Annotated in this window: 26 protein-coding genes; 10 read left to right on the forward strand and 16 right to left on the reverse strand. The window is 76.7% G+C overall.

The window, feature by feature from the left end; translation table 11 throughout:
* Nucleotides 1-20: 20 nt before the first annotated feature.
* The 5 genes from MN205_RS15850 to MN205_RS15870 all read right to left on the reverse strand — a co-directional run bounded on the left by MN205_RS15850 (nucleotide 21) and on the right by MN205_RS15870 (nucleotide 4,652).
* The gene (locus MN205_RS15850) at nucleotides 21-1,034 is read right to left on the reverse strand and encodes a polysaccharide deacetylase family protein (protein ID WP_242128998.1); all 1,014 of its coding nucleotides are present in this window, start codon (nucleotides 1,032-1,034) and stop codon (nucleotides 21-23) included.
* The gene (locus MN205_RS15855) at nucleotides 1,031-2,278 is read right to left on the reverse strand and encodes a nucleotide sugar dehydrogenase (protein WP_242129000.1); all 1,248 of its coding nucleotides are present in this window, start codon (nucleotides 2,276-2,278) and stop codon (nucleotides 1,031-1,033) included. Before MN205_RS15855 ends, MN205_RS15850 begins: the two co-directional genes overlap by 4 nt.
* Complete coding sequence (locus MN205_RS15860) at nucleotides 2,275-2,997, reverse strand: WbqC family protein (protein WP_242129002.1); 723 nt, start codon at nucleotides 2,995-2,997, stop codon at nucleotides 2,275-2,277. The genes MN205_RS15855 and MN205_RS15860 overlap by 4 nt, the downstream gene beginning before the upstream one ends.
* Nucleotides 2,998-3,139: 142 nt before the next feature.
* Nucleotides 3,140-3,781: a PIG-L deacetylase family protein gene (locus tag MN205_RS15865; RefSeq protein ID WP_242129004.1), complete on the reverse strand. Its 642-nt coding sequence runs from the start codon at nucleotides 3,779-3,781 to the stop codon at nucleotides 3,140-3,142.
* Between the two features lie 448 nt (nucleotides 3,782-4,229).
* Nucleotides 4,230-4,652: a DUF1810 domain-containing protein gene (locus MN205_RS15870; protein ID WP_242129007.1), complete on the reverse strand. Its 423-nt coding sequence runs from the start codon at nucleotides 4,650-4,652 to the stop codon at nucleotides 4,230-4,232.
* A gap of 88 nt (nucleotides 4,653-4,740) precedes the next feature.
* Here MN205_RS15870 and serC point away from each other — a divergent pair, with 88 nt between their 5' ends.
* Entirely contained in the window at nucleotides 4,741-5,889 is a 1,149-nt protein-coding gene (gene serC / locus MN205_RS15875) for a phosphoserine transaminase (RefSeq protein WP_242129009.1), read from the forward strand.
* Between the two features lie 109 nt (nucleotides 5,890-5,998).
* Nucleotides 5,999-6,298: a DUF1540 domain-containing protein gene (locus MN205_RS15880; protein ID WP_242129011.1), complete on the forward strand. Its 300-nt coding sequence runs from the start codon at nucleotides 5,999-6,001 to the stop codon at nucleotides 6,296-6,298.
* On the opposite strand, the gene MN205_RS15885 is transcribed toward MN205_RS15880, so the two are convergent.
* The 3 genes from MN205_RS15885 to MN205_RS15895 are packed head-to-tail and all read right to left on the reverse strand — an operon-like array spanning nucleotide 6,283 to nucleotide 9,350.
* Nucleotides 6,283-7,536 carry an SAM-dependent methyltransferase gene (locus tag MN205_RS15885; protein ID WP_242129013.1) on the reverse strand — a complete coding sequence of 418 codons (1,254 nt, stop codon included), beginning with the start codon at nucleotides 7,534-7,536 and terminating at the stop codon, nucleotides 6,283-6,285. The two genes, MN205_RS15880 and MN205_RS15885, sit on opposite strands and share 16 nt — an antisense overlap.
* A gap of 39 nt (nucleotides 7,537-7,575) precedes the next feature.
* A complete protein-coding gene (locus MN205_RS15890; protein ID WP_242129015.1) occupies nucleotides 7,576-8,871 on the reverse strand; it encodes an MFS transporter in 1,296 nt (431 codons plus the stop codon).
* A complete protein-coding gene (locus MN205_RS15895) occupies nucleotides 8,868-9,350 on the reverse strand; it encodes a MarR family winged helix-turn-helix transcriptional regulator (protein WP_242129017.1) in 483 nt (160 codons plus the stop codon). The genes MN205_RS15890 and MN205_RS15895 overlap by 4 nt, the downstream gene beginning before the upstream one ends.
* Nucleotides 9,351-9,507: 157 nt before the next feature.
* Here MN205_RS15895 and MN205_RS15900 point away from each other — a divergent pair, with 157 nt between their 5' ends.
* On the forward strand, nucleotides 9,508-11,688 hold the full coding sequence (locus MN205_RS15900; protein ID WP_242129019.1) for a bifunctional diguanylate cyclase/phosphodiesterase: 2,181 nt from the start codon (nucleotides 9,508-9,510) through the stop codon (nucleotides 11,686-11,688).
* 72 nt (nucleotides 11,689-11,760) lie between these two features.
* Here the strand turns inward: MN205_RS15900 and MN205_RS15905 are convergent, their stop codons facing one another.
* Nucleotides 11,761-12,510: an SDR family NAD(P)-dependent oxidoreductase gene (locus tag MN205_RS15905; RefSeq protein WP_255820323.1), complete on the reverse strand. Its 750-nt coding sequence runs from the start codon at nucleotides 12,508-12,510 to the stop codon at nucleotides 11,761-11,763.
* Nucleotides 12,511-12,603: 93 nt separating this feature from the next.
* Here MN205_RS15905 and MN205_RS15910 point away from each other — a divergent pair, with 93 nt between their 5' ends.
* Together MN205_RS15910 and MN205_RS15915 are read left to right on the forward strand one after the other, a co-directional pair.
* Nucleotides 12,604-12,906: a DUF2530 domain-containing protein gene (locus MN205_RS15910; RefSeq protein ID WP_242129024.1), complete on the forward strand. Its 303-nt coding sequence runs from the start codon at nucleotides 12,604-12,606 to the stop codon at nucleotides 12,904-12,906.
* 140 nt (nucleotides 12,907-13,046) lie between these two features.
* Nucleotides 13,047-13,577 (forward strand): cell wall-binding repeat-containing protein, encoded by a 531-nt coding sequence (locus MN205_RS15915; RefSeq protein WP_242129026.1) that lies wholly within the window; start codon nucleotides 13,047-13,049, stop codon nucleotides 13,575-13,577.
* A 47-nt stretch (nucleotides 13,578-13,624) separates the two neighbouring features.
* On the opposite strand, the gene MN205_RS15920 is transcribed toward MN205_RS15915, so the two are convergent.
* The 4 genes from MN205_RS15920 to MN205_RS15935 all read right to left on the reverse strand — a co-directional run bounded on the left by MN205_RS15920 (nucleotide 13,625) and on the right by MN205_RS15935 (nucleotide 18,934).
* Nucleotides 13,625-16,708: a sacsin N-terminal ATP-binding-like domain-containing protein gene (locus tag MN205_RS15920; protein ID WP_242129028.1), complete on the reverse strand. Its 3,084-nt coding sequence runs from the start codon at nucleotides 16,706-16,708 to the stop codon at nucleotides 13,625-13,627.
* A gap of 152 nt (nucleotides 16,709-16,860) precedes the next feature.
* The gene (locus MN205_RS15925; protein ID WP_242129029.1) at nucleotides 16,861-17,706 is read right to left on the reverse strand and encodes a DUF3027 domain-containing protein; all 846 of its coding nucleotides are present in this window, start codon (nucleotides 17,704-17,706) and stop codon (nucleotides 16,861-16,863) included.
* Between the two features lie 2 nt (nucleotides 17,707-17,708).
* Nucleotides 17,709-18,092, reverse strand: a complete 384-nt coding sequence (locus MN205_RS22355; RefSeq protein ID WP_374115944.1) for a cold-shock protein — start codon at nucleotides 18,090-18,092, stop codon at nucleotides 17,709-17,711.
* A gap of 110 nt (nucleotides 18,093-18,202) precedes the next feature.
* Nucleotides 18,203-18,934, reverse strand: a complete 732-nt coding sequence (locus MN205_RS15935) for an HAD family hydrolase (RefSeq protein WP_242129031.1) — start codon at nucleotides 18,932-18,934, stop codon at nucleotides 18,203-18,205.
* A 199-nt stretch (nucleotides 18,935-19,133) separates the two neighbouring features.
* Between MN205_RS15935 and MN205_RS15940 the strand changes: the two genes are divergently transcribed.
* Nucleotides 19,134-19,757 (forward strand): superoxide dismutase, encoded by a 624-nt coding sequence (locus MN205_RS15940; RefSeq protein ID WP_242129033.1) that lies wholly within the window; start codon nucleotides 19,134-19,136, stop codon nucleotides 19,755-19,757.
* Between the two features lie 101 nt (nucleotides 19,758-19,858).
* On the opposite strand, the gene MN205_RS15945 is transcribed toward MN205_RS15940, so the two are convergent.
* Nucleotides 19,859-20,737, reverse strand: a complete 879-nt coding sequence (locus tag MN205_RS15945) for a LysR family transcriptional regulator (RefSeq protein WP_242129035.1) — start codon at nucleotides 20,735-20,737, stop codon at nucleotides 19,859-19,861.
* A gap of 176 nt (nucleotides 20,738-20,913) precedes the next feature.
* On the opposite strand from MN205_RS15945, the gene MN205_RS15950 reads away from it, so the two are divergent.
* Entirely contained in the window at nucleotides 20,914-21,771 is an 858-nt protein-coding gene (locus MN205_RS15950) for a hypothetical protein (protein ID WP_242129037.1), read from the forward strand.
* Nucleotides 21,772-22,004: 233 nt separating this feature from the next.
* Nucleotides 22,005-23,225, forward strand: coding sequence for an MFS transporter (locus MN205_RS15955; protein ID WP_242129040.1), 1,221 nt, complete (start codon nucleotides 22,005-22,007; stop codon nucleotides 23,223-23,225).
* Here the strand turns inward: MN205_RS15955 and MN205_RS15960 are convergent.
* Nucleotides 23,197-23,853 (reverse strand): copper resistance CopC family protein, encoded by a 657-nt coding sequence (locus MN205_RS15960; protein WP_242129042.1) that lies wholly within the window; start codon nucleotides 23,851-23,853, stop codon nucleotides 23,197-23,199. The genes MN205_RS15955 and MN205_RS15960 overlap by 29 nt on opposite strands.
* Nucleotides 23,854-23,925: 72 nt before the next feature.
* On the opposite strand from MN205_RS15960, the gene MN205_RS15965 reads away from it, so the two are divergent.
* Together MN205_RS15965 and MN205_RS15970 are read left to right on the forward strand one after the other, a co-directional pair.
* Nucleotides 23,926-24,228, forward strand: a complete 303-nt coding sequence (locus MN205_RS15965; protein WP_242129044.1) for a hypothetical protein — start codon at nucleotides 23,926-23,928, stop codon at nucleotides 24,226-24,228.
* The gene (locus MN205_RS15970) at nucleotides 24,225-24,773 is read left to right on the forward strand and encodes a 2'-5' RNA ligase family protein (RefSeq protein WP_242129046.1); all 549 of its coding nucleotides are present in this window, start codon (nucleotides 24,225-24,227) and stop codon (nucleotides 24,771-24,773) included. Before MN205_RS15965 ends, MN205_RS15970 begins: the two co-directional genes overlap by 4 nt.
* Here the strand turns inward: MN205_RS15970 and MN205_RS15975 are convergent.
* The gene (locus tag MN205_RS15975; RefSeq protein WP_242129048.1) at nucleotides 24,760-26,337 is read right to left on the reverse strand and encodes a cell wall-binding repeat-containing protein; all 1,578 of its coding nucleotides are present in this window, start codon (nucleotides 26,335-26,337) and stop codon (nucleotides 24,760-24,762) included. The genes MN205_RS15970 and MN205_RS15975 overlap by 14 nt on opposite strands.
* Nucleotides 26,338-26,368 lie beyond the last annotated feature (31 nt).

The following is a 26,368-nucleotide window of genomic DNA, read 5'->3' on the forward strand; positions in this document are numbered from 1 at the left end:
CGGTGCGGGTGCGGACGTGCTTACCCCGTGCGGCGCGCATAGCGCTTGCTCCTCGTCCCGTAGCGGTACGCGACCATCGCGGCGACGGCCACCAGCAGCCCCGACGCGATCACGTTCGACTGGCTGATCCCGATCCCGGCCACCGTGAACGCCACCGTGCGGTTCCGCGCGTCGTCGGCCGCCGGGACGAGCCGTTCCAGCGGTGTGCCGACCACGGGCCGCGGCGAACCCCCGGCGACCTCGGACACCGTCGCGACGCGCGTGGCGGGCCCCCTGGCCGCCAGCCACTCCACGAACGCCGCGAAGTCGTGCGGGGAGATCGCCGCGCTGCCCTCCTCCGGGCAGGTGCAGACGTGGTGGAAGACCAGGGGTACCCAGCCGCCGCCCGAGCGCTCCGCCTGCAGGACCCGCTCGCGCAGCAGTTCCGGTGCCACGTCCGTCCCGCTGGTGCGGATCCGCCAGCTGTCCGTGGCCGCCGGGTCCTCGGCGGGCGGGCAGGAGTCGCACTCCGTCGGTGAGGCGTAGAGGCCGGACGAGGCCCGGGCGCTGCTGTAGCCGCACTCCTGCACCACGCGCCGCACCTCGGGGCTCGTGGCGCCGTAGGGGTACGCGAAGCTGCGCGGGTCGAAGCCGAGCGCGGCGAGGGTCGCCCGGTCGTCGCAGACCTGCGTCCTGGCGGTCGCGAGGGGCACCTCGGGGAGGGACTCGTGGTCGAGACCGTGGCCGCCGATCTCGTGCCCCGCGGCGGCCAGGCCCCGCAACTGCTCCACCGTGAGGTTGGCCGGGTAGCCGATGGACGAGGAGTTGACGTAGAAGGTCCCCGCCATCCCCCTGTCGGCGAGCACCTGGGCGGCGACCTCCTGGCTCTTCAGCCCGTCGTCGAACGTCAGGGACACCACCGTGCCCCCGGCGGGGAGCGTCAGCGGTTCGCGGCCCGGTCCGCCCGCCGGGGCGCCGTGGGCCGCGGCGGGCGGGCCCACGACGGCTGCCGCGAGCGCGATGGTGAGGACGGTCGCGCGGTCGCGGAGCCTCACAGCCGGACGACGTTGCTCGACGCCGGGACGGCGTGCCGGCAGTCGAGCACCAGGCGGGCCTCCGAGGCGATCTTCTCGTAGTCGAAGTCGTCGTGGTCCGTGACGAGCACCACGAGGTCGAAGCTCGGCAGCGAGGGGATCATCTCCTCCAGGGAGAGCACCGGGCTCAGCGTCCAGCGGTCGACGTGGGGGTCCACCACCGTCACGTCGAGCGCGCGGGCCTGCATCTGGCGGACCACCTCGACGGCGGGGCTCTCGCGGACGTCGCCGACGTTCGGCTTGTACGCGGTGCCCAGCACCAGGACGCTCCTGCCGCCGGCGTTCTCGACCAGTTCCGCGGCGCGTTCCGCCACCAGGACGGGTCGCTCCTCGTTGACCTGCTGCGCCAGTTCCGCGAACCGGAACGGCCGGCCGAGCTCCTCGCGGGCGAGCCACGCCAGGTAGATGGGGTCGATGGGCAGGCAGTGCCCGCCCACGCCGGGACCGGGGGTCCAGCGGGCCATGGAGTGCCCCTTCGTCATCGAGGCCTCCACAACCTCCCAGACGTCGATGCCGAGCAGCCTGCAGAGCTCGGCCATCTCGTTGACGAGGGCGATGTTCGTGTTGGCCTGGATGTTCTCGAAGAGCTTGGTGATCTCGGCCGTCCGGGGGTTGCTCACCGGGACGGTCCGCTCCACGACGGTGTCGTAGAACGCCTGGACGGCGGCCAGCCCCGTCGGGGTGGTGGCGGACACGAGCTTGGGCGTGTTCACCAGCGTGTTCACCTTGTTCCCCGGGTCGATGCGCTCGGGGGAGAAACCGAGGTGGAAGTCGTGGCCGGCTTTCAGCCCGCTCTCCTCCTCCAGCACCTCCGCCAGCAGGCCCTCCGTCGTCCCCGGGTACGTCGTGCTCTCCAGGACGACGGTGCTGCCCCGGCGGAGGAACCGCCCCAGCGTGCGCCCCGCCGCTTCGACGCAGGAGAGGTCCGGTTCGCCGTCGCGCAGGGGAGTGGGGACCACGATGATCCCCACGTCGAAGTGCAGCATGTCCGGTGCCGGGTTCGCCGAGACGTGGAACGCGCCGTCCGCCAGCACGTCCTGCAGCTCCTGGCTGGAGACGTCCTCCACGTACGTGCGCCCGGCCTGCAGCGCCTCGATCTTCGCGGGGTCCAGGTCGAGGCCGAAGACCCGGTGGCCGGCCTGCGCCGCCCGCACGGCCAGCGGCAACCCCACGTAGCCCAGGCCCACCACCACGACGCGGCTCACGCCGTCGCTCCTTCGCGCTCGGGGAGGACGACTTCTCCCGGTGCCCCCTCGGACCCGGGCAGGACGATCTCCGCCGGCGTCACCTCGCGCTCGGCGAGGACGATCTCCATCGGGTCGTCGTAGTCCATGAGGACGGACAGGATCGAGTCTCCCGTCACGGGTTCGTGCGGGGACCAGATCACGGGGATCCCGGCCTCGTCGAACTCGCGGCAGTCACCCATGTAGGCGCGCGCGCCGGTCCCCGACAGGTACGTGGGCTCGCCGTAGGTCTTCAGGACGCTCACCAGGCCCACGCTGCCGCCCCCTTCCGTCGCCACGCTGACCGACAGCGGCGTGCGGATGCCGAGGACGTCCCGCACCAGGAGGATGAGTTCCGTGTTGAAGTGCCAGAGCCGGTCCGTGTGGATGGAGAGGATGCTGTCCACGAGCATGGGGCCGTACTTGTCCCAGTTCCTCGACCCGCAGTAGCGGCCGCGGATCACCTGGGCCAGAGCCCTCGGGGACTCCACGGGGTCGATGCGCACCTCGCAGATGGGTGCGTACTTGTGCTTGCCCGTCACGGGCAGCGATGCCCAGGTGCCGCGCATCTTCACGCGGCGCTGGTAGCCGCGGTCGACGAACTGGTCGAAGATCTTCAGGTCGAACAAGTCGGCCTTGGCCATCTTGTACCAGAAACCGGAGTAGGGCAGGAGGTCTGCCTGGTGGCTTGCGACGATCACTGTTCCCCCGTGGGTGTCACTGTGGAGCGCGCGCTGGTGCGCGCCGGTACGCGCAGCGCGACGGTCGCGCTGCCGTGGCGGGTCGTCCGGCGAGGACGGGGTGCCCCCGCGCCCCCTCGCCTGCGTCAGACCCGGGTGTCGGTCACCGGATGGTCCGCACCAGGGCGTACTGCTCGGCGAACGCGGTCTGGCGCTGGCTCCCGAGGGAGCGCGCGGTGGCCTTCAGTTCGTTGCACGCGTGCGGTCCGGAGGCCACCTGCGACTGGTAGCAGGCGAACGCCTCGGCCTTGCGGTCCACCTGGTCCTCCGTCAGCGACTCGAAGTGGTTCCAGCGCAGGTTCGACGGGTACAGCGTCAGGTCGTAGGCGGCCACGTCGTAGACCATCACCGTCGGTGTGAACCAGTGGCGTGTCCCCATCGCCATGCGCGATGCCCTCATGCCCGCCTCGTAGGCGGCCACGTGGTCCTGGTGCAGGGAGGGGAACGGCAGGTAGATCTCCTCGGGCCGGCAGGTGTCGATGACGTGGTCGATCATCCCGACGAGAACCGTCATGTCGGCGCCCACGGCTCCGTCGGTGAGGTTCAGGAGCCAGGACCGGGAGTACCCGAGGCATTCCCGTGCCTCCTCGAACTCCTTGTGGCGCAGCGGGTCGGGGCGGGCGAGCACCACGACGCCGCACTCGGGGGCGTACTTGGCGAGCAGCCCCCCGCACCCGAGCACTTCGTCGTCGCAGTGCGGGGCCACCACGAGCCTGCGGATCGAGCTTCCCTGGTCAGAGGTCATTGCGAGGGTTTCCGTTTCTCTTCGGGTGGAACCGCCGCTCGGCGACGGCCCCCCTCGACGGTCCCGGGGTCGACGTGCCCGCGCAGCCGGGCGGTGTCCGTGCGGCGTGGTGCGGGTGGAGGTGCGGTGCAGCCCGCAGGAGCTCTCGTGCGGGGTTCAGGTGGCCGGTGCTGCGGTGCTGGGCGGGCGTGCGCGATCGTCGCGGTTCCCTGCCGGTGGACGGCGGCGCACGTCGCTGTGGTGTCTCATCGGGGAGCCTGTCTGTGGGTCTTCCGTGAGGTGGCTACGCCTTGCTACCACGCGCAACCGCACCGTGGGGAGGGGAAGACGGAACCCGAAGTGCTCGACCAGAGGTTTCCCACGCTGAGTAGCTCCATTGCTACTCAGCGTTGCTGGAATGGGTCCCCTTCGGGGGGACGCCACGTGCGGCGGGGAGGGTGGTCCAGCGTCAGCCGAGCCGGTCCTGCGTCAGCCCGTCCCGCTCGCCGCCGAAGAACCGCTCCAGCACCGCGTCGAACGTCGGCTCCTCCGGGTCGGTGGCCGCGAACAGCGTCATGCAGGAGCGCAGCTTCGCCGCGTCCGTCTCCCCGAAGACCGCCACCGGGTCGTCGCCGGGCAGGTCCAGCAGCACGCGCGCGCACTCGCGCAGCCGCTGGCCCAGCACCGGGTGGGCCAGGTAGACCTGCGCCTCCGGCAGTCCGGAGACCGCGTACCGCTGCGAGGTGGCGCTCCGGCCGAGCCCGGCGACCTGCGGGAACACCCACCACATCCAGTGCGAGGTCTTGCGCCCGGCGCCGATCTCGGCCAGGGCGCGCTCGTAGGTGCCCTCCTGGGCGTCGACGAAGCGCTGCAGGTCGAAGGGGTCGTCCACGCCCCCACCCTGCACCGGGCCGGCGCCTCGCACCTCCCGGACCCACCTCCCGGGCGGGCGGACCTCGCCGGTGCGGGAGGATCGTCCCGTGAGCGACGCGCCCGACATCCGCATCCCCACCGAGCTGCTGCCCGCCGACGGGCGCTTCGGGTCCGGTCCCAGCAAGGTCCGCCCCGAGCAGGTCGAGGCGCTGCTGCGCGCCGGACGGGACGTGCTGGGCACCTCCCACCGGCAGGCGCCGGTGAAGTCCCTCGTGCGGCGCGTGCGCGAAGGGCTGGCCCGGCTGTTCTCCCTGCCGCCGGGGTACGAGGTCGTCCTCGGCAACGGCGGAAGCACCACCTTCTGGGACGTCGCCGCCTCCTGCCTGGTGCGCGAGCGCGCCCAGCACCTGGTGCTGGGGGAGTTCTCCGCCAAGTTCGCCGCCGTCACCGCCGGGGCGCCCTTCCTCGCCGAGCCGGTCGTCGTGCGCGGCGAGCCGGGCACGCTGCCGCCGCTGGGGGAGGTCGCCGACGGCGTCGACGTCGTGGCCTGGCCGCACAACGAGACCTCCACCGGCGTCGTGGCCCCCGTGCGGCGCCCGTCCGGCCGCGCCCCGGCCGACGGCGGACCGCTGGTGCTGGTGGACGCCACCTCCGGCGCCGGGGGCCTGGCCGTGGACGTCTCGCAGGCGGACGCCTACTACTTCGCCCCGCAGAAGTCGTTCGGCTCCGACGGCGGGCTGTGGATCGCGCTGCTGTCACCGGCCGCCCTGGAGCGCGCCGAGGAGCTGGCCGCCGGTGGGCGGTGGGTGCCGCCGTCGCTGGACCTGCGCACCGCGGTGGAGAACTCCCGCAAGGACCAGACGTACAACACCCCCGCGGTGGCGACGCTGGTGATGCTGGCCGAGCAGGTGGAGTGGCTGCTGGCGAACGGTGGGCTCGCCTGGGCCGCGCAGCGCACCGCGGAATCGGCCGCGATCGTCTACGGCTGGGCCTCCGGGCGGGAGTGGGCCACCCCGTTCGTGGCCGAGCCCGCCGCCCGCAGCAACGTCGTGGCCACCATCGACCTCGACCCCTCCGTCGACAGCGTCCAGGTGCAGGACGTCCTGCGCCGCAACGGGATCGTCGACGTCTTCCCCTACCGCAGCCTGGGTCGCAACCAGTTGCGCATCGGGCTGTTCCCGGCCGTGGAGCCCGAGGACGTGCGGGCGCTGACCGCGTGCGTGGATTTCGTCGCCGAGCGGGTCAGGAAAGCCTGACCTTCCTATTCCCTCGGCGAAGGAATGCCTTACCTACGCATTCCCCGAAAGGCGCAGGAAAGGCGTTCCTTCGTGGCGGGGAGGGCTTTTCGCCGTTATGGTCGAAGGCATGGCGACCGTGAAGCTGGACCTGACCCCCATCCACCAGTGCTCCGTCAGCGGGTGCACCTTCAACGCGGACGTGAGCTGCCACGCCCCCACCATCACCGTCGGTGACCACGGGGCGAACCACTGCGGCACGTTCCTGGGCCTGCCCACCAAGCACAAGACCGCGCCGGACGGCCACGTCGGCGCCTGCCAGCTGGGCGACTGCAAGCACAACTCCGAGCTGACCTGCACCGCGTCCGCCATCGACGTCGGCACCGCCGACTCCGGCGAGACGAAGTGCCTCACCTACAGCGCGGCCTGAGCCTCCCGGTCGCCCGCCTCCCGGTCGCCCGCCGGCCGGCCGGCGAGGGCTGAGCGCACCGCGTCCAGCTCCGCCGCCAGCTCGGCGGCCAGGGCGGGCTGCACGCCCCACTCGCGGCACAGCCCGTCGAACTCCGCCAGGTGCTCCGCGCGCGGTGCGGACCCCGTCCGCACCGCGCGCAGCATCGCGTTGCGCGGCGTGTGGGCGGAGTCGATGAACTCCACCACCTCCACCCGGTAGCCCAGCAGCTGCAGCACCAGCGCGCGCAGCGCGTCGGTCAGCACGTCGGCGAACCGCTCGCGCAGGATCGCGTGGCGCACCACCGGCCCGCGCTCCCCGGCGGCCACGATCTGCCGCTGCACGTCCCGGTGGCAGCACGGTGCCGCCAGCACCAGCGGCGCGCCCCAGCGCACCGCCCGCGCCAGCGCCTCGTCGGTCGCGGTGTCGCACGCGTGCAGCGCCAGCACCACGTCCGGCCGCTCGCCCTCCTCGAACGGCTCCGCCCCGGCGATGCTGCCGCGCGCGAACCCCAGACCCGCCAGGCCCGCCTCGCGCGCCGCCCCGCGGCCGTTCTCCAGCACGTCCTCGCGCACGTCGACGCCGACGGTGCGCAGCTCCTTCTCGCGCCCGCCCGCCTCCCGCGCCAGCCAGCGGTGCGCCGCGAACGTCAGGTAGGCGTTGCCGCAGCCGAGGTCCACCGCCCGCACCACCGGGCCCGCCTGCTCCAGCACGGCCGGGGCCAGCGGCGCGAGCTGGCGCACGAACGCCTCCACCTGCCGGCGCTTGTCCCCGCCGGCGCCCAGCACCCGGAACACCGGGTCGTCGGGGTCCACCAGGCGCTGCTTGACGCGGTCGTGCGCCTGCGGCCCGGCCGGGGCGGTGCCCTCGCGCGCGGCGCGGTGCACCTGCGCGTCGCCCTTCTTCGTCACCCGCAGCTGGAGCGTCTCGCCGGCCGTCTCCACGTGCCAGTTGCCGTGGGGCAGGGCCAGCAGCTCGTCCACCACCGCTGCGGCCTCGGCGGCGGGCACGTTGCGGGTGCTGACCACCGGGCCGCTGCGGAAGAGCACCTGCAGGTGCGGGCCCGAGCGCAGCGCGACCGGGCGCACCTCCACCCGCTCGTGCTCGGGCGGCTGCACCCCGCGCCGGCGGCCCGCCGCGACCGCCCGCACGAGGTGCTGCTCGTCCAGCAGCAGCGCGCGGACGTCGGCCAGGGCGGAGGCGAGGTCGGTGGTGGGCACTGCACCATTGTCCGCCGTGGCGGCGGGTGCCCCGGACCGTCAGGCCGCGGCGACGTCGCGCTCGTCGCCGTCGGGGGAGCGCGCCGGCACCACGCGCAGGTGCGGGGTGGTGCGGAACGAGTACGCCAGGCGCACCCGCGCCCGGCGCAGCACGAACACCGCCACCACCACGGCCGTCAGCCCCGAGGGGATCGAACCGGCGAGCACCGACCACTCCGCTCCGAAGCGGGTGCCGATCCAGCCCACGAGCGGGCCACCGACCACGGTGCCGCCCTGCATGAGCGACATGTACAGCGCCATGACCCGCCCCCGCAGTCGCGGCTCGGTGCTCATCTGCACCGTCGCGTTGGCCGCCGTCAGCAGCGTCAGCGAGGACAGGCCCAGCAGCGGCAGCACCACCAGGTACAGCCAGTAGTTCGGCATCACGGCGGACACCGAGGCGGTCACGGAGAAGGCGACCGCCGCGCCGATCACCAGGCGCCAGCGGGGCCGCTCGCGCCGCGCGGCGATCAGGGCGCCCAGCAGGGAGCCGACGGCCAGCACAGTGCCGGCGACGCCGAACGCGGCGGCGTCCCGGCCGAACTTTACGCTGGTGATGAGCGCGGAGGTGAGCTGGAAGTTCAGCCCGAAGGTGCCCACGACGCCCACCAGGGCGAAGATCGCCATGAGGTCCGGGCGGGCGCGCACGTACCGCAGTCCCTCGCGCACGCCCCCGGAGCCCTTCGCGGGGCGCTCGCGGCGCACCGGCTGGGCCGGGCGCATCAGGTGCAGGGTGGTCAGCGGCCCGAGGAACGACAGCGCGTTGATCAGGAACACCGGCCCGGTGCCGAAGGCGGCGATGAGCAGCCCCGCCAGGCCGGGGCCGATCAGGCGCGCGGAGTTGAAGGACGCGGAGTTCAGCCCGATGGCGTTGGGCAGGTCCTCCGGCGGCACCAGCTGCCCGACGAACGTCTGCCGCACGGGGCCGTCGACCGCCGAGACGCAGCCCAGCAGGGTCGCCAGGACGTACACGTGCCACAGCCGCACGGCGCCGGTGAGGACCAGGGCGGCCATCACCAGGCCCAGCAGCATCATCGCCGCCTGGGTGGCCATCAGCGTGCGCCGCTGCGGGAACCGGTCGGCGACCCAGCCGGCGAGCGGCGCCAGCAGCAGGATGGGACCGAACTGCAGGCCGGTGGTGATGCCGCCGGCGGTGCCGGAGCCGTTCGTGAGCACCTGGATGACGAGCCAGTCCTGAGCGACCCGCTGCATCCAGGTGCCGGTGTTGGACACGATCGCGCCGGTGGCCCACAGGCGGTAGTCGCGGTGCCGCAGGGAGCGGAAGGTCCGGTTCACTCCTGGACCACCGCGCGCAGCAGGCGGGCCGCGGCGGCCAGGGTGGCGCGCTCGTCGTCGTCGAGGCGGGCGAGGCGCTCGCGCAGCCACGCGGAGCGGCGCGCGCGGGTCTCCTCCACGGCGGCGGCGCCGGCGGCCGTGAGCAGGACGAGGACCTGGCGGCCGTCGTCGGGGTGGCCGGTGCGCTGGACCCAGCCGGCGCCCTCGAGGGCGGCCACGGTGCGGGTCATGGACGGCGGGCGCACGTGCTCGGCCTCGGCGAGCTCGCCGGGGGTGCGCGGTCCGTGGACGTGCAGGTGGGCCAGGACGGAGAACTGGGCGTCGGTGAGGTCGTCGACGCTCTTCTGCGAGCGCAGGCGGCGTGCGGTGCGGAGCAGGGCGATGCGCAGCTCGACGGCGAGGTCGCCCGTCGGGTCGTCGGGGGCCGCGTCACCGTGCGCTGCGCCCGCCGGGAACGGTGTGGGGGTGGCGCCGGTCACGCCGGCAGGCTACTCCTTAGCCTCGCTAATTACCAACGGCAACGATCGAGTTCAGGTGTTCGGTTCCCCCTTGCCTCTACGGGGCGTTACAGTCCATGACGTTGAGTAGTCTCACAGCACCGGGCGGGACGGCCTGCTCGAGGACGGGAGCGGACGAGTGACTGGTTCTCCGGCGGCCTCGGCCTGCTCCGCCGCCGAAACCGCCCCCCGGACCGCGGCCCGGCCCCCCCGGGCGTCGGACCCCGGCACCCCCCGCGACGACGTCACGGCCACCGGCGCCGAGGCCACCGCCGCCCTGCTGCGCGCCCAGCGCCGCTTCACCGACTGCACCGACCCGTCCGCCCTCGCCGAGGAGGTGGCCGACGAGGTGCAGCGCGCCGGGTTCTGCGGCGTCCTGCTGCTGGCGCCGGTCGCCCGCTCGCGCCACCGCGAGCTGGACGTCCTCGCCACCCGCGGCTGCGCGACCCCGCAGCCGGGCCGGAGCACCACCGGTGCCGACCTCGCCCGCAGCGCGCCCGCCGCCGTCGTCGAGCTCGTCCCCGGCGACCCCACCGCGCCCCGGCTGGCCGTGTGGGGCGCCCCCGGCGCGGACGGCGCGCCCCTGGAGCTGCTGGCCGCCGCCGCCGGCACCGCCTGGCGCGCCGCGCGCGCCGCCCGCGAGGCCCAGCTGGCCACCGCCGAGCTCGCCGGCGCCCGGCAGCTGCTCGCCGGCGCCGTGCGCCTGGCCGGCCTCGGCTCCTGGTCCTGGGACCCCGACACCGACCGCGTCACCCTCGACGACCGGCTGCGCGACCTGCTGGGCGTGGCCCCCACCGACCCGGACCCGGACCTGGCCACCTGGCGCGAGCGCGTCCACCCCGACGACCGCGGCCCCTTCACGGGCGTGGACGACCCCGCCGCCCGCACCGGCTCGCCGGTGCCCTACCCGTTCCGGGTGCGCACCGCCGACGGCACCGAGCGCACCCTGCTGGGCACCAGCGTCCCGCTGCGCCCCGGCCGCCCCGGCATCGTGCAGGGTCTCGTGCTCGACCTGGCTCCCGGCGACAGGTCCACCGGCGAACTGGTCCGCCTGGCGCAGTGCGACTCCCTGACCGGCCTGGCCAACCGCTCCGTGCTCGACGTGCGGCTGGAGGAGGCGCTGCGCACCGCCACCCCCACCTCCGCCGTCGCCCTCGTCCTGCTCGACCTGGACCGCTTCAAGCTCGTCAACGACACCCTCGGTCACCAGATCGGCGACGCCCTGCTGCGGCAGATCGCCGCGCGCCTGCAGCAGGCCGCCCCCGCCGGCTCCACCCTGGCCCGCCTGGGTGGCGACGAGTTCGTGCTCATGGTCCCCGGCGTGGACCGTCCCGAGTCGGCGGCCGCCATGGCGCACAACATCATCCGGCGGCTGCGCGTGCCGGTCCTGCTGCCCGGGCTGCCCGAGCCGTTCGTGTGCACCTGCAGCGCCGGCGTCGCCGTCGGTCACGAGGGCAGCGGCGACGAGCTGTTCCGCAACGCCGACATGGCCCTCTACCGGGCCAAGGACGCCGGCCGCGACCGCGTGGCCGCCTTCGACTCCGCCATGCGCGAGGACGCCGAGGCGCGCCGCGAGGCCGAGCACAAGGTCCGCCGCGCCCTGCGCACCGACGGGCTGCGCGTCGTCTGGCAGCCGATCGTCGACCTGCGCGACGAGCGCCTCGTGGCCGCAGAGGCCCTCGTGCGCCTGCAGGACCCCGTCGAGGGGCTGCTGGAGCCCAAGCGGTTCGTCGACACCGCCGAGGACACCGGCCTCATCGTCGACGTCGACACCTGGGTGCTGGGGGAGGTGCTGCGCCAGCTGGGCGAGTGGCGCAGCGCCGGTGCCGGCCTGCAGGTCTCCTTCAACGTCTCCGGCAAGACCCTGGAGCACCCCGCGTTCGCGCACCGCCTCGCGCACAGCGTCGAGAGCAGCGGCGCCGCCGGGTCGAGCCTGCTCGCCGAGGTCACCGAGCGCACCCTCATCGACCTGTCGACCTCCACCCGGGCCAGCCTCGGCGAGCTGCGCAGCGTCGGCGCCCGCGTCGGCCTCGACGACTTCGGGACCGGGTACTCCTCGCTGTCCTACCTGGACCGCTTCCCGCTGAGCTTCCTGAAGATCGACATGAGCTTCGTGCGGCCGCTGGGCACCTCCGAGCGGGCCGCGGCCGTCGTGCGCGCGCTCATCGGCCTGGCCCACGCGCACGGCATGGTCGTCACCGCCGAGGGCGTGGAGACCCGCGAGCAGGCGACGCTGCTGCGCGAGATGGGCTGCGACCGCGCCCAGGGCTGGCTGTTCGGGCGCCCGGTGGAGGCGCGCCGGCTGAACACCGCCGGCTGAACACCGCCGGCTGAACACCGCCGGCTGAACACCGCCGGCTGAGCACCCGCCGGGGCGCTCCGGCCCCCGCCGTCAGGAGGGGCGGCGGTGCACGTGCGCCGCGTCCGCCTGCTGCACCGGCCGCACCACGACCCGGTCCAGGTCCACGTGCGGCGGGCGCGTGACCGCGAAGGCGACGACCTCCGCGACGTCCTGCGCGCTCAGCGGCGTCAGGCCCTCGTAGACCTTCGCGGCCGCCCCGGCGTCGCCCAGGCGCACCAGCGAGAACTCCGTCTCCACCATGCCCGGCGCGACCTCGGTGACCCGCACCGGCTCGCCCACCATCTCCTGGCGCATCGTGCGGCACAGCGCGTTCACGGCGTGCTTGACGGCCGTGTAGCCCCCGCCGCCGGGGTAGGTCTCGAACCCGGCGATGGAGCCGAGGACCACCACGTGCGCGTCGCCGCCGCGCCGCATCGCCGGCAGCAGCGCCCGGTGCACCCGCAGGACCCCCAGGACGTTCACGTCGTACATGCGCCGCCAGCCCTCGACGTCGCCGTCCTCGACCCGGTCGGTGCCCAGCGCACCCCCCGCGGAGTGCACCACGACGTCCACCTCCGGCAGCGCGTCCACGAGCGCCGCCACCGAGGCGTCGTCGGTGACGTCCAGGGCCACGGCCCGCCCGCCCACCTCGCGCGCCAGCTCCTCGCAGCGCTCCACCCGGCGCGCGGCCGCGACCGTGTCGAAGCCCGCCGCGGCCAGCGCCCGCACCGTCGCGGCGCCGATGCCGCTGCTGGCGCCGGTCACCAGCGCGGTGCGCCGGCGCGGCGACGGGTCGGTCAGCGCCACGGCGGGCTGCTGGACGGGGCTCTGCGCGGGTTCCTGGTCGGGCACGGGCCCATCCCAGCAGACGCGCCCGCCCGGCACACTGGGGGTGTGCGCCTGTACCTGCCGCCGTCGAAGGCCAAGCCCGCGCCGCCCCCGCTGCGCACCGACGACCGCCGCGCCGTCCTGGTGGGCCTCGCCGTGTGGGGCGTGCTGCTCGTCGTCGCCCTCGCCGTGCCCGAGGTGCGCGACACCGGCGAGGGGCGCTGGCTCGGCTCGTGCGTCGCCGGCCTGGCGCTGGGTCTGGTCGGGCTCGCGCACGTGCACCGCCGCGAGCGGCGCGCGGCCCGGCGCAGGGAGGACGGGCCCGCCGGGGCGGGCGACCCGCGACCGCACGAGCGCCCCGGTCCCTGACCCGCTCGAACCCCTGACCCGCTCGAACCCCTGACCCGCTCGCACGCGTGGGCCCCGGCGTGCAACGCGGCGCACCGCCCCGGCGTCCCCCCTGCAGGAGCGGGGACCGGCCCCGCACCGTCAGGACGAGGAGACGCGCCGTGCGAGACCACACCGAGCCCCACACCGAGCACACCGAGCACACCGCCGGGCGCCGTGCGGGCAGCACCCGCACCGCCGGCCGCGGGCCGTCCACGCACCGGCGGCGCGCCGGGGCCGCCGCTGCCGCCGCGCTGGCGATCGCCGGGGCCGCCGCGGCCGCGACCTCGTCCTCCGCCGCCACCCCGGCTCCGCCCGCGCCCACCCGGGCCTCGGTCGTCGCGTCCGGGGAGGACGCGCACGCCGTCGACGCCCTCGCCGCCGGCCCGCTGGCCTCCGTGCTGGGCACCGGGGTCCTGCTGACCGCCGCCGACGCCCTCCCTGCCGCCACCGCCGACCAGCTTCGGGAGCGCGACCCGGGCCTGGTGTACGTCGTCGGCGGGGCGGGCGCCGTCTCCGAGCAGGTCGTCGACCAGATCGACGCCCTGCTGGGCGCGGACACGGTGGTGCGGCTGGACGGCAGCGACCGCTGGGCCACCGCCGCGCGCGTCACGGCGGCCACCGAGGGCTTCGTGGAGGCCCCCCTGGAGTGAGGTCCGGCGGCGGCGCCGTCAGGACCGGCGCCGCCGCCGCGGGTGCGCTAGCCGGGCAGCTCCTCGGCCAGCAGGCGGGCGCGCCGCCCGGCTTCCGCGCCCAGCAGGTCGGCCACCACCCGGCGCAGCGCCCAGCGGCCCGCCGCCAGCGCCAGCCCCGCCGCGGCGCCCGGCGGGTCCACCGCGAGCACCCGGCCCACCGGGCCGGGTGCACCGGGAGGACCGGGAGGACCGGTCCAGAACGCCACCGGCCGCCCGTCCACGCGCAGGCCCGGCGCCTCTTCCCACGTCGGCGGGCAGCCCGGCAGCAGCGCCCGCACCTCCGCGGGGACGTCGCGGTGCCGCACCGGGCCGGTGTCCACCCGCCCGTCGGCCCGGTCGGAGGCCAGGTCCAGCTCCAGCAGGTCGGCCACCGCCGCGGCGTGCCGGGACGGCACCAGCAACCGCGGGCCCAGGTCGGTGCGCTGCGCCCAGCACGGGTCGTCGGCCACCACGACGTCGTCGGCCGCCGCCCGCACCACCCGCCCCGCCCCGTCCAGCGCAGACAGCTCCTCCGGCGCCCCGCCGGGCGGCAGGTCGGCGGCGTGCCCGGCCAGCAGCACCCACACCCGCAGCAGGTCCGCCACCGGCACCGCCGCCGGGTCCGCGGCGGCCGCGTCCAGCAGCGCACGGGCGTCGGCCGGTCCCGCCGCGGTCAGCTCGTCCAGCACGCCCAGCGCCGCGCGCACCGCCGCCGGCAGCCCGCCCGTCCAGCCCGGGGCGGGCGGCAGCCAGGCGGGGGCGGTGCCGCCGGCGGCCCGGCTGACCGCGGGCAGCGGCCCGCGCGTGCGCAGCCACCAGGCCGCCGGACCCGGGCGGTGCCGGCCCGCCACCGACCACGGGCGGGTCAGGGCCGTCGCCCCCGCCGGTGCGGCGGCCAGCTCGCCCAGCACGTCCGGCCACCGGTCCACCACGAGGTCCAGGTCGGGCACGGCCCAGGCGTCCTCCACGACGGTGCCCGCCGGCCCCGCCGGGCCCTCGTCCAGCAGGTCGCCCCAGACCTCCTCGGCGTACTCGTCGAGCCCCGCCAGCCCCCGCTCGACGGCGTCGCCGACCTCGTCCGGGTCGGCCAGGTCCAGGGCGTGCACGGGGACCGCCGCGAGGGCGCTGAGCACCCCGGCGGCCCGCAGCACCCCCGGCCCCCACGCCGCGAGCAGGTCCGGGTCCACCTCGGCCACCGCGTCCGGGTCCAGCGCACCGGCGGCGAGCGTGCCGGACAGCACCAGCGCGCTCGCGGGGGCGAGCTCGCCGTCCGCGTCGCGCAGCGCCAGGTCGCGCAGCACCGGCACGTCGTGCGCCGCCCGGACCACCGCGCCCTCGTCGACCGCGTCCTCGTCGTCGGCGCCGCCGGTCACCGCGGCCTCCACGACCGCGAGCACCGCATCCGCGACGGCGTCGGGGTCCTCGGCGTCGGGGGAGCCCGCCACCGCTGCCGCCAGCGCCGGGTCCGTCAGCAGCGCCCACGCCCCGCCCTCGCGCGCGCCCAGGCGCACCAGCAGCTCACCCGCCGGGCCGGCCACCGCGTCCGGGTGGGCCACCCGCAGCCCGTGCCCGGCCAGCAGCCGCGCGGCGTCCGCGTCCAGGGCCGCCGCGCTCGCCGCGTCCGGGACGACGACGCCGCGAGCGCCGTGCACGGTGCGCCCGTCCAGCAGCGGCACCGGCAGCCCCGACATCGCCTCGCGCGCCGGGCCGTCGCCCGCCAGCGGCAGCAGCGCCGCGAACAGCTCCCGCGCCGTGCCCGGCGAGCCGCCACCGGGCAGCAGCTCCAGCGCGTCGGCCAGCCCGAGGCGCAGAACCCCCAGGTCGGTGAGCAGGCGGTCCACGGCGCGCGGGGCCGCCACCAGACCCGCCAGCGACGGCGCCAGCGCCGCCAGCAGGCGCCGGTCGTCCGACCCCGCCCCGCGCAGCGCGACCGCCGACGCCGGGCGCAGCAGCAGCCGGCCGGCGTCCTGCCCGGCGTCCTCCGGGGCGCCTTCCACGGCCGGCAGCAGCGGGACCTCGCGGGCGCGCCGCAGGACCCGCTCGCGCAGCTCCGCGTCCAGCCGCCCGGCGGGCACCCCGTGCGGCAGCAGCGGCAGGGCGTCACCGCCGTCGGCGGCCACCTCCACCAGCAGGTCGCAGTACGCCCCGGCGGCCGCGTCCAGCACCGCGTCCGCGGCCGGGCCCGGCACCACCCGGCGGCGATCCGGGCCCAGTGGCAGGGTCGCCACCAGCAGCGCCGGCCACGGCAGGTCCTCGTCGGTGGGGGTGGGCGCGCACAGCACCCCGGGCCCGGCGACGGGGGAGGCCCCGGCGGCGGGGGAGAGGAGGTCGGTGGCCGGGGTCGCGGCGGGCGCCGTGCGCGGCAGCGCCCACGCCAGGTGCCACGCCGGACGCTCACGCTCCTCCACGCCGCGCCCGGCCAGCGCGGCGGCCCCGTGCCGGCCGGAGCGGTGCAGCACCCGCCAGCGCTCCGCGACGTCGCGCAGCACGCGCCGCGGCTCTCCCGGCACCTCCACCACGACCTCGTCGAGCGCCGGCAGCGCCAGCAGCAGCACGTCGTCCACCCCGGCCAGCAGCGCGGCGGCCAGCTCCCGGGCCGCGGCGTCGCGCAGCGGCAGCTCCACCGCGGTGTCGTACCCGGCGGGTGGCGGCTCGGCCGCGACGGCGAACGGCAGCCGCAGGACGGGGACGTGCCCGCCGCGCCGCTCCACCTCCGCCCGCAACCCCTCCCCGCCCGGGGCCCGCGCCGCCACGTCCACCAGGTCGGCGCTCGCGGTGCGGGAGAAGCCCACCGCCCCGGTGGTGGAGGTGACCACCGGGGCGTCGGTGACGGCGAGCACGGCGGAGAAGCCCACGCCGAAGCGGCCCACCAGGTCGCTGCCCGCACCGCGCTTGGCGGAAGCGCGCAGCGTCGCCAGCCCCTGCACGCCGGCCGCGTCCAGCGGGGCGCCGGTGTTGGCGGCCAGCAGCCGCCCCGCCCCACCGGCGGGGTCACCGGCCCGGTCACCGGCCCGGTCGCCCGCCGGGTCGTCGGTCAGGCGCAGCAGGAGGCGTCCGGGCACCCCGGCGGCCGCGGCGGCGTCGGCGGCGTTCTGCGCCAGCTCCACCACCAGCCGGTCGCGGTAGGCGCCGAGGGCGGCGTCCTCCTCGGCGTTGGCGTCCTCCCGCAGCCGCGCCGGGGAGGCCGTCCAGGCGTCCAGGACGTTCCGGCGCAGCCGCGCGGTGCCGAACGGGTCGCCGGCGGCCGCGCCCGCGGGCCGGCTCAGGGCGCCGGTGCGGGCTCGGCCTGCTCCGCCGCCGCCTCCGGCCCGTCCGCCGGTTCCGCCGCGGGGTCGACCAGCTCCAGCTCGTCCGCCGTCAGGTCGTCCACCAGCGGCGCGCTCGGCGTCTCCGGCTCGGCCTCCACGTCCGTCTCGCTGTGCGCGCCGCACCCGTGGTCGGCGCTGACGACGCGACCGTCCTCGGGCGACCACTCGTTGGCGCACACCCCGAACACCTGGCGCAGCGAGCCGGCCAGCAGCAGGAAGTACCCGCACGTGGAGCACGGCGCCTTCGCGTGCTCGGCGACCTCGGAGGCGGGACCGCGGTCGCCCTCGTACCAGCGTCGCGCGGCCTCGTCCCGGCCCAGCGCCGACACGACGCGCTCGCGGCCCAGGCCCAGCTCGAACAGCGCCAGCTCGTCGGCCTCGGTCTCACCGGTCGCCTGGTAGCCCTGCTCCAGGTACGGGTCGTCCGCCCTGCGCGGCAGCGTGTCCTTCGGGCCGACGTCACCGGGCGCGATGCGCTCGGCCCACGGCAGCCACTCCGGGGGGCGCAGCGCGTCCTCGCCCGGCAGCAGGCACACCTCGTTGACGGTGACGTTGCGGGCGCGGGAGGCGCGCGTGAGCGTCACCGTCCAGCGCCAACCCCGGTACCCCGGCAGCAGGCACGCGAAGGTGTGGCTGACGAGGCGGTCGCCCTCGGCGACGGCACCCAGGTGCTCGCCGACGGCGCCCTCCTCGGCGATCTCCTCGGCCGCGGAGCGGGCCAGGTCCACGGCCGCGGCGGCCGCCGCGTCCAGGGCGGGCCTGCGGGTGCGGCGCGGCCTGGCCGCGGTGCTCTCGGCCACCCTCACGCCTCGAGGTCGTCGGCGACGGCGCGCAGCACGGTGGCGACCTTCCGGGCGCCGCCCTTCTCGGGGTAGCGGCCCCGGCGCAGCGACGCGGAGACGCCGTCGAGCAGCTTGATGAGGTCCTCCACGATGACGACCATGTCCTCCGGCTTCTTGCGGGTGGCGCGCGCCACCGAGTGCGCCGGCTCCAGCAGGCGCACCGACAGCGCCTGGGCGCCGCGCTGGCCCTGCACCACGCCGAACTCCACGCGCGCGCCCTTGGCGAGCGTCGTGGTGCCCGCGGGCAGCGCCGAGGTGTGCACGAACACCTCCCCGCCGTCCTCGGCGGCGAGGAAGCCGAAACCCTTGTCGGTGTCGAACCACTTGACCTTGCCAGTCGGCACGGGAACCTTCTCGTCTGAGCGTCGGTCGCGGCGCGGAGCCGCGGCCCGGGTGATCGTCGGTCGTCTGCGGGCCGTCGCGCCGCCCGGAGGGTCGCGACGGTCCCCCAAGGTTAACGGGGCGCGGGTGCGCCGCCTTCCCCTCCGTCCGCGGACGCCGCCGCCAGGGCGGCGGCGTGCGAGGCCAGCCAGGCGGGGAAGGCGTCCAGCCCGTCCAGCACCACGTCGGCGCCCGCCTCGCGCAGCGCCGCCGCGTCGTGCGCGCCGGTCGTCACGCCCACGGCCACCGCACCGGCCACCCGCGCGGCCCGCACGTCGCCGGGGTGGTCGCCGACGTAGGCGGTCGCGCCCGCCTCGGCCAGCCGCTCGCCCTTGCGCTCGGCGAAGAGGTCCCCGGCGACGTCCTCGGGACGCACCGCGCCGTCCAGCCCCGCGGACGCCAGCACCCGGTGCACGTTCGGGGTGTGCTTGGCGCTGACGACGACGCTGCGCCCGCCGTGCGCGGCCGGCGCCGCCAGGGCGGCCGCCGCCCCCGGGTAGGCCCGCACGCCCGGCACGCCCAGCGACGGGTACAGCTCCCGGTAGCGCGCGGCCAGCTGCTCCACCCGCTCCGGGGAGGTGCCCGGGGCCAGGCCGGCGACGATGAGCTCCAGCGGCATCCCCGCGTACGGCCACACGTCCGCGGCGCCCACGTGCACCCCCGCCTCCGCGAGCGTCGCGCGCAGCGTCGCGGCGATGCCCTCGCTGGAGTCCACCAGCGTCATGTCCAGGTCGAAGCCGACGACGGGCGCCGCGGGGGCGGGCGGCGTGGGCGCGGGGCGGTCGGTCTCGGCCGGGGAGGTCACGCGGACAACAGTGCCAGGCGCCACCGACACCCCGTCCACGGCGGCGTGATCACCAGGTGGGATGCTGGCCGCGGCCGGTTGCGCGGCCCGGTGGGCTGCGCGAAGGTCGAGCGCGCGGGTGCCCCGCAGCCCGGGGACCCCCGGGGCCGTCCGCCCCGCGCGAGGACCCACGTGAAGGACGAGGAGACGACGAGACGACATGGCTGACTACGCGCTGCCGGACCTTCCGTACGACTACTCCGCGCTCGAGCCCCACATCTCGGGGACGATCATGGAGCTGCACCACGACAAGCACCACCAGGCGTACGTGACGGGTGCCAACACGGCCCTGGAGAAGCTGGCCGCGGCGCGCGACGCCGACGACCTGGCGACCGTGAACCTCCACGAGAAGAACCTGGCCTTCAACCTGGGTGGGCACGTGAACCACTCGGCGTTCTGGCCGAACCTGTCCCCCGAGGGCGGTGACAAGCCGACCGGTGAGCTGGCCGCCGCCATCGACGAGCAGTTCGGCTCGTTCGACAAGTTCCGCGCGCACTTCGCGGCCGTGGCCGCCGGCGTGCAGGGTTCCGGCTGGGCGATCCTCGCCTGGGACTCGGTGGGGCAGAAGCTCATCAACGTGCAGCTGTACGACCAGCAGGGCAACATCGCGCTCGGCCTGGTGCCGATCGTGCTGCTGGACGTGTGGGAGCACGCGTACTACCTGGACTACAAGAACGTCCGCGCCGACTACGTCAAGGCGTGGTGGAACGTCGTGAACTGGGCCGACGCCGCCCAGCGCTTCGAGAAGGCGCGCACGCAGACGGCGGGCCTCATCGTCCCCTGATCGTGCGGTGACGGTGCGCCGAGGCGCGGCGTCGGGCGAGGGGCGGTCCCCGGTGGGGGCCGCCCCTCGTCGCGTCCGCACCGGTGCGGCCACCGGTGCGCTCAAGCCGGCAGGTGCGCGGCGAGCAGCGCGAGGAACGCCCGCGCCGCCGCGGACGACCCGGCTCCCGCGTGCACGGCGCACACCCGGCGCACGGGCGCGTCGGCCACCGCCACGGCCCGCACCCCGCCGGCGGTGCGCGCGGCCGCGGCGGGCAGCAGGGCGACGCCCACGCCGGCGCGCACGAGGTCCAGCAGGAACGGCGCGGAGGAGCTCTCGACGGCGACGTCGCGCGCCAGGCCGGCCGCGGCGAACGCCTCGTCGCTCTGCCGGCGGCCGCTGGTGCCGGCGGGGAAGTCCACCCCCGGGCGCCTCGCCACTTCCCGCAGCCGCAGCCGGTGCCGCCGGGCCCACGGGTCGTCCTCGGCGACGACCGCCACCAGGGGCTCGGTGGTGATCACCTGCGTCTGCACGCCCACCGGCGGCTCGCTGAGCGCGGTGCCGGTGAACCCGACGTCGAGGGTGCCGGCGACGACGTCGGCCACGGTCCGCGCGGAGGTCTGCTCCACGACGGTGGCGCGCACGCCGGGGTGCTGCTCGCGCAGCCGCGCCAGCAGGCCCGCCAGGTCCACGTCCGCCAGCGTCGGGATGGTGCCGATGCGCAGCGGTCCCTCGACGGCCCCGGTGGCCGCGGCGACGTCGGTGCGCAGCCGGTCCAGCTCGGCCAGCACGGCGCGGGCGCGCGGCAGCAGCGCCTCGCCGGCGGAGGTGAGCCGCACGCTGCGGCTGGTGCGCTCGAACAGCGCCGTGCCGAGCTCGTCCTCCAGCCGGGCGACGTGGGCGCTGAGGGCGGACTGGGCGATGCCGACCTCGTGCGCGGCGCGGGTGAAGTGCAGCGTCCCGGCGACGGCCAGGGCGCACCGCAGCTGCAGCGGGGTCACGGGCGCGAGGCTAGGCCCTGCCGGTCGAGCCCGGCGGGTGGCGCCCGGGACGGCCCCCGCGCGGTGTGGCGGGCAGGGGTGGTGGTCGGCATGATCGAGCCGGGAACCCGCACCGCTGGGCGCGATGGCGACGAGCGGACCGGGGACGACGAGCAGATCCAGGAAGTGGGCAGGACATGGCCGACGACCCGGCCGTCAGCGACGAGCAGGTCGCGCGCGCCTTGAGCGTCTACGCCGCGATGGTCGAGCACGTCCTGAGCGACCCGCAGCGCTGGCTCGGTCTGGACGACGACCCGCCGCCCACCGCCTCGTTCCCGGCGCGGGCCTTCGACGCCCTGCGTGATCGTGCCCTGGGAGAGGTCACCCCCGCCTCGCCGCAGTGGGGCAGCCGACCGCAGCGGCAGCGGGTGGACTGGTGGGTGACCCGGATCGGGATCAGCGCCGGGCTGGCTGCGGCCACGCCCCGCTTCGCCGGTGCCCTGGCCGACCGGATCCCGCTGCAGGCGGCCCTCGGGGCCTCCGCGGCCGGGTTGGCGGTGTGCGCCACCGCCCGTGAGCACGGCCGCAGCGCCCCTGCGGACTGGGTGCCGCTGCTGGCGAAGGTGCTCTTCGACCGCGACCTGGACGCCGCCGCCGCGGCTCTGCCCGCCGCGGAGGAGGCCGAGCACCGCCTGGACACCGACACCGACGCCGGCCCCAGCGGTGAGGGTGAGGGCGGTGGCGGTGAGGGCGGCGGCGGTGAGGGCGGCGGCGGTGAGGGCAGTGGCCGTGCTGCGGCGCTGGGCCGTGGTGCTCAGCGGGCCGCTCGCACCGTGTGGCGCCTGGCTCGCGCCTTCCTGGAGGTGCAGCAGATGCTGGAGGAGCGCCCTCGCGGCAACCTGCTGACCCGAGCGATCGGCAAGCTGCCGGTCGTCGGTGTGGCCGGGGGCTGGTTGGACGAGCGGGCCGGCATCCGGGAAGCAGCCCGCCAGACCGCCGGCCTCCTGGAGCCACCCTCGTCGCCGGCACCTCGCAGGGGACCGCCGCGCAGGTAGGCAGCACCCGGTCGTGCAGCGGTCCCCGGGAACCCCTCGATCCTCGACACCCGGGTCCGCCCCGGGGCCGGTCGCGGTGGTGCTGGCCGGGTCGTGGCGCGCGTCCTCCTGGGCGGGGCGGCTCGGAGCCTGCCGCCGGGTGGTCGCCGCGGGCGGACCCATCGCGTTCCGCGATCGGTTCCTCCCGTCCGATCGCTTGGACGCGGGGTGCCGCCCGGGAGCACCCTGAGCCCGTGCTGACCCGCCCCCTGCTGCTCCTCATGGCCGTCGCGACCGGCCTGACCGTCGGCGGCAACTACGTCAACCAGCCCCTGCTGGACACCATCGCCGCCGACCTCGCGGTGCGGCAGGGCACCGCCGCCACCCTGGTCACCACCGCGCAGGTCTCCTACGGCCTCGGCCTGCTGCTCGTGGTGCCGCTGGGCGACCTGCTGGAGCGCCGCCGGCTGCTCACCGTCCTGGCGCTGCTGGCCGCCGCCGGGCACGCGCTGTGCGCGCTGGCGCCCTCCTTCGCGGTGCTCGCGGTCGGCACCGCGGTGGCCGGGCTGTTCTCGGTGGCCGCCCAGGTCCTCGTGCCGTTCGCGGCGGAGCTGGCCGAACCCGGCCGCGCCGGCCGGGCGGTGGGCACCGTGATGAGCGGGCTGCTCGTGGGCGCGCTGCTGGCGCGCAGCGTCTCCGGCCTGCTGGCCGACGTCGCCGGCTGGCGCGCCCCGTACGCGGTGGTGGCCGCCGCCCTGGTGGTCCTCGCCCTGGTGCTGCACCGCCGCCTGCCGGTGAGCGTTCCCGAGCGCGTCGGCGGCTACGCGGCCACGCTGGCCTCCACCGCCGCCCTGGTGCGCTCCGAGCCGCGGCTGCGCACCCGCGCGCTGCTGGGCGCGGCGGGGTTCGCGGGCGTCTCGGTGCTCTTCAGCACGATGACGTTCCTGCTGGCGGGGGAGCGGTTCGGGCTCGGCGAGGCGCAGATCGGGCTGATCGGCCTGGCGGGGGCGGGTGCCGCCGCGGCGGCGTCGGTGACGGGCCGGCTGGCCGACGCCGGGCGGGGCCAGCTCGCCACCGGCGCCGGGGCGCTGCTGTTCGCGCTCGCGTGGGGCGCGCTGGGGCTGTCCGCCTCCGGGGCGGTGACGTCGCTGGTGCTGTTCGTCGTCGGGTACGCGCTGGTGGACCTGGCGCTGCAGGTGGTCCACGTCTCCAACCAGAACGTGATCTACCCGCTGCGCCCGGACGCCCGCGCCCGCCTGAACTCCGCCTACATGACGACGTACTTCGCCGGGGGCGCGCTCGGCTCGGCGGTCGGCTCCGCCGCCTGGATCGCGGGCGGGTGGGGCGCGGTCACCCTCGCCGGCGCGGTCCTCACCGCCGCGACGCTGGCGCTGTGGCTGGTGGACGTGCGGGTGGAGCGGCGCGCGCGCCCGGCCGCTCGCCGGGTCAGCCCCGCCGGCGCCGGCGCGCGATGACCACCGCGAGGCCCACGGCCAGCGCGACCACCGCGAGCACCGCGGCGGCGACCACGCCGGTGCTCACCCCCTCGCCCTCCGCGGCGGCGTCCCCCGGGGCGTCCACGACCGGGTCCGCCTCCCCGTCGGGGGCGGGGGAGGTCTCCGCGGTGGTGGAACCGTCCGCGGGGGAGGAGGTGACCACCTCGGGCGTCGGCGCGGTGGTCGCGGCCGCCGCGCCGGCGGCCGCCGTCTCCGCGGTGAACGTGAAGGAACCCGAGATCGGGTGCCCGTCGGAGGACGTCACCCGCCACTGCACCTCGTAGGTGCCGGCGGGCCGCTCCGCGGCCAGCGCCTGCGTGACCTCCTCGTCGACCACCTGCGGCTCACCGGTGGACACCACGCCCGTCGGACCGGTGACCTCCACCTGCGTGCCCAGGGCCACCGGGGGAGCCGACATCGTCAGCACCACCTGCTCCGGCGCCTGCTCCAGCACGGCGTCCGCGGCCGGGTCGGTGGACAGCAGCCGGTCGTGCGCCCAGGCCCCGGGGGCCGCGGCGAGCGAGGCGCCGAGGGCCAGCGCCACGGCGGTGGCGCCGCGAGCGGCGCGGCGGTGGGTGGGGCGGTGGGTGGTCAGGCAGGCGGGCACCCGCCCACCCTACGAACCGGTGCCCGCGCGGGGTGGCGGCCCCCGCCCACCGGCTGCTGGCACAGTGGGCGCGTGGCCCAGCGCAAGAAGCCCCGCCCCCGACCGGCGCCGCCGGCGCCCCCGCCCGTCGAGGTCGCGCAGCCCTCGTCCACGGCGGCGGTCGCCGCCACCGTCGCGGCCGGGTTGTCCCTGCTGTGCTCGCTGGTGTTCTTCCCGCTGGCCGTGGTGATGGCGCTCGTGGTGCTCGTGCTGTCGGTGCGGGCCCTGGCGCGCCGCGCCCCGTACCGCGGCTGGTGGGCGACCGCGACCGCGGTGAGCGCGTTCTCCCTGGTGACGTCCGCGCTGGGGATCGCCCTGCTGCTCGCGGCCCGGTGAGCGCACCGGGCGCGGGTCCGGCCCCGCTGGTGCTCGCCCTCGCCCTGGACGACGCCGACCAGCGGCACCTGGACGAGCTGCGCCGCCGGCACTTCCCGCCGGAGCGCCTGCGCGTCGGCGCGCACGTCACCCTCTTCCACGCCCTGCCCGGCGAGGAGCTGCCCGCTGTGCTGGACGCGGTGCGCGAGGCGTGCCGCCGCCCGGGCTTCGCCGTCGAGGTCGCCGGGGCCCGGTCCCTGGGCCGCGGCACGGCCCTGGTGCTGCGCTCTGCGGAGCTGGACGCGCTGCGCGCCGACCTGGCCGGGCGGTTCACCCCCTGGCTGACCCGGCAGGACGCGCAGCGCTTCTCCGCGCACGTGACCGTGCAGAACTTCGTGAGCCCCGCCGAGGCGCGCGAGCTGCTCGCGCGCCTGTCGGCGGGGTTCGTCCCGTGGACGGTGCGCGCCACGGGCGTGCAGGTGCACCGCTACCTCGGCGGCCCGTGGGAGGCCGTCGAGACCGTCCCCCTCGGCCGGGCCCCCGGCGAGCCCGTCAGCCGAACGTGACGCGCCCGGCCGCGTACGGCTCCAGCGGACGTCCGTGGGCGTCCACGGCCAGCCAGCCGTCGTCGCTGCCGGTGTCGTCGAAGAGCACCGGGACGGCGCAGTCGGCCGCGGCGCTCGCCAGCCGGAACGTCACGACCCCGTGCAGGGCCCCGGTGGTGACCGCGTCGGCGTCCACGACGTCCTGGCCGTTGACGACGGCGATCGAAGCGGAACCCGTCGAGGTGGTCGCGTCGCGGTCGGCCAGCCCGTCGCCGTCGTCGTCGGTGAAGGTCCAGGCGCCGTCCTGCTCGCGCACCGCGTCGCACGGGAACAGCACGAGGTCCAGCTCGAAGGGCAGCGCCGGCCCGTCCGGCAGCGCGCTCGCGGTGACGTCGGCGACCTCACCGGCCGGCACGGCCACCTCGCCGGGCGTGAACGACCAGGTCGGCGGCACGGGGGTCGTGGGCCCGCTCTCGGCGGCCGACACCGCCTCGTCCAGCAGCGCGGTGCTCAGGACGCCCTCGCCGCCCACCGCGCGCACGGCCTCGACCGGGGCGGACGGGGCGCGCAGGTACCCGCGGGCGGCGTCGCCGAGCTCGTCGGCCGACACCGTCAGCAGGACGGGACCGCCGGTGGCGGCGGCGGTGGCCCCCGCGACGAGCGCGTCGGGGTGGGAACCGCCGTGGGCGAGGGTGACGGTGCCGCCGTCGAGCACCGGGGTGGTGGCGAACTCGCGGGCCAGCTCGACGGCCGTCCCCCACCGGTCGGCGCCGGCGATGCGCGCGCTGCCGGTGCGCGCGCCGGTCAGCGCGTCCTGCACCGCGGGCGCGACGGCGTCCTCACCGCCGACGATCCACACGTGCTCGGTGCCCAGGTCGCGCAGCGCCTGCTCGCTGGCCGCCGGCAGTTCGCCCTGCCGGGTCAGCAGCACGGGCACCGGGGTGCCGGCGGCCGCCGGGGCGCCGGTGGCGAGGGCGTCGGGGAAGTCCTCGCCGCTGACGAGGAACGCCGCCGGGTACCCCTGGAACTCCCGGACGTCCCCGCGCCGCGCGACCTCGCGGGCCACGAGCGCGGCGGTCTCGTAGCGGTCGGCGCCGCCGAGGCGGGTGACCTCGCGGGTGCCCTCGGCGTACGCGGCGACGACGTCCGCGCTGACGGCGGACTCCGCGCCCAGCACGATCAGCTCCTGCACGCCCAGCTCGTCCAGGGCGCGCGCGGTGGCCTCGTGCGGGTGGTCCGAGGGGGTCAGCAGCAGGGCGGCGCCGGCCTGCCCGGCCAGCGGGGCGGCGGTCACCGCGTCGGGGAAGGCCTCACCGGTGACGATCACGGCCGTGCCGGTGCCGGTGGGGTGGGTGACCTCGGTGGCGGCCACGGCGGCGGTGGCGTAGCGGTCGGCGCCGGCCGCCCGGGCGGGCGTCACCTCGGCGGCGGCGCCCACCGTGCCGGCGGTGGTGCCGGTGGTGGCGGGCGCGGCGCTCGCCGCGCTCGCCGCGACGGTCCCGCCGGCGGCCAGGGCCAGGGCGGTGACGGCGGTCAGCGCCGTGCGGCGCCCGGTGCGGTTCCCGTCCTGCGGGGTGGTTCCCACGGTCCTTCTCCTCCCGTGTCGCCTCGCGGGC

Origin of the sequence: Kineococcus sp. TRM81007, from assembly GCF_022669155.1 — a bacterium.
In the GTDB taxonomy this organism is placed as follows: Bacteria; Actinomycetota; Actinomycetes; order Actinomycetales; family Kineococcaceae; genus Kineococcus.

Coding starts and splice junctions, on each gene's coding strand:
- MN205_RS15865 (WP_242129004.1), bottom strand. CDS start 3,781: ATGACCTCTGACCAGGGAAGCTCGATCCGCAGGCTCGTGGTGGCCCCG.
- MN205_RS15880 (WP_242129011.1), top strand. CDS start 5,999: ATGGCGACCGTGAAGCTGGACCTGACCCCCATCCACCAGTGCTCCGTC.
- MN205_RS15940 (WP_242129033.1), top strand. CDS start 19,134: ATGGCTGACTACGCGCTGCCGGACCTTCCGTACGACTACTCCGCGCTC.
- MN205_RS15950 (WP_242129037.1), top strand. CDS start 20,914: ATGGCCGACGACCCGGCCGTCAGCGACGAGCAGGTCGCGCGCGCCTTG.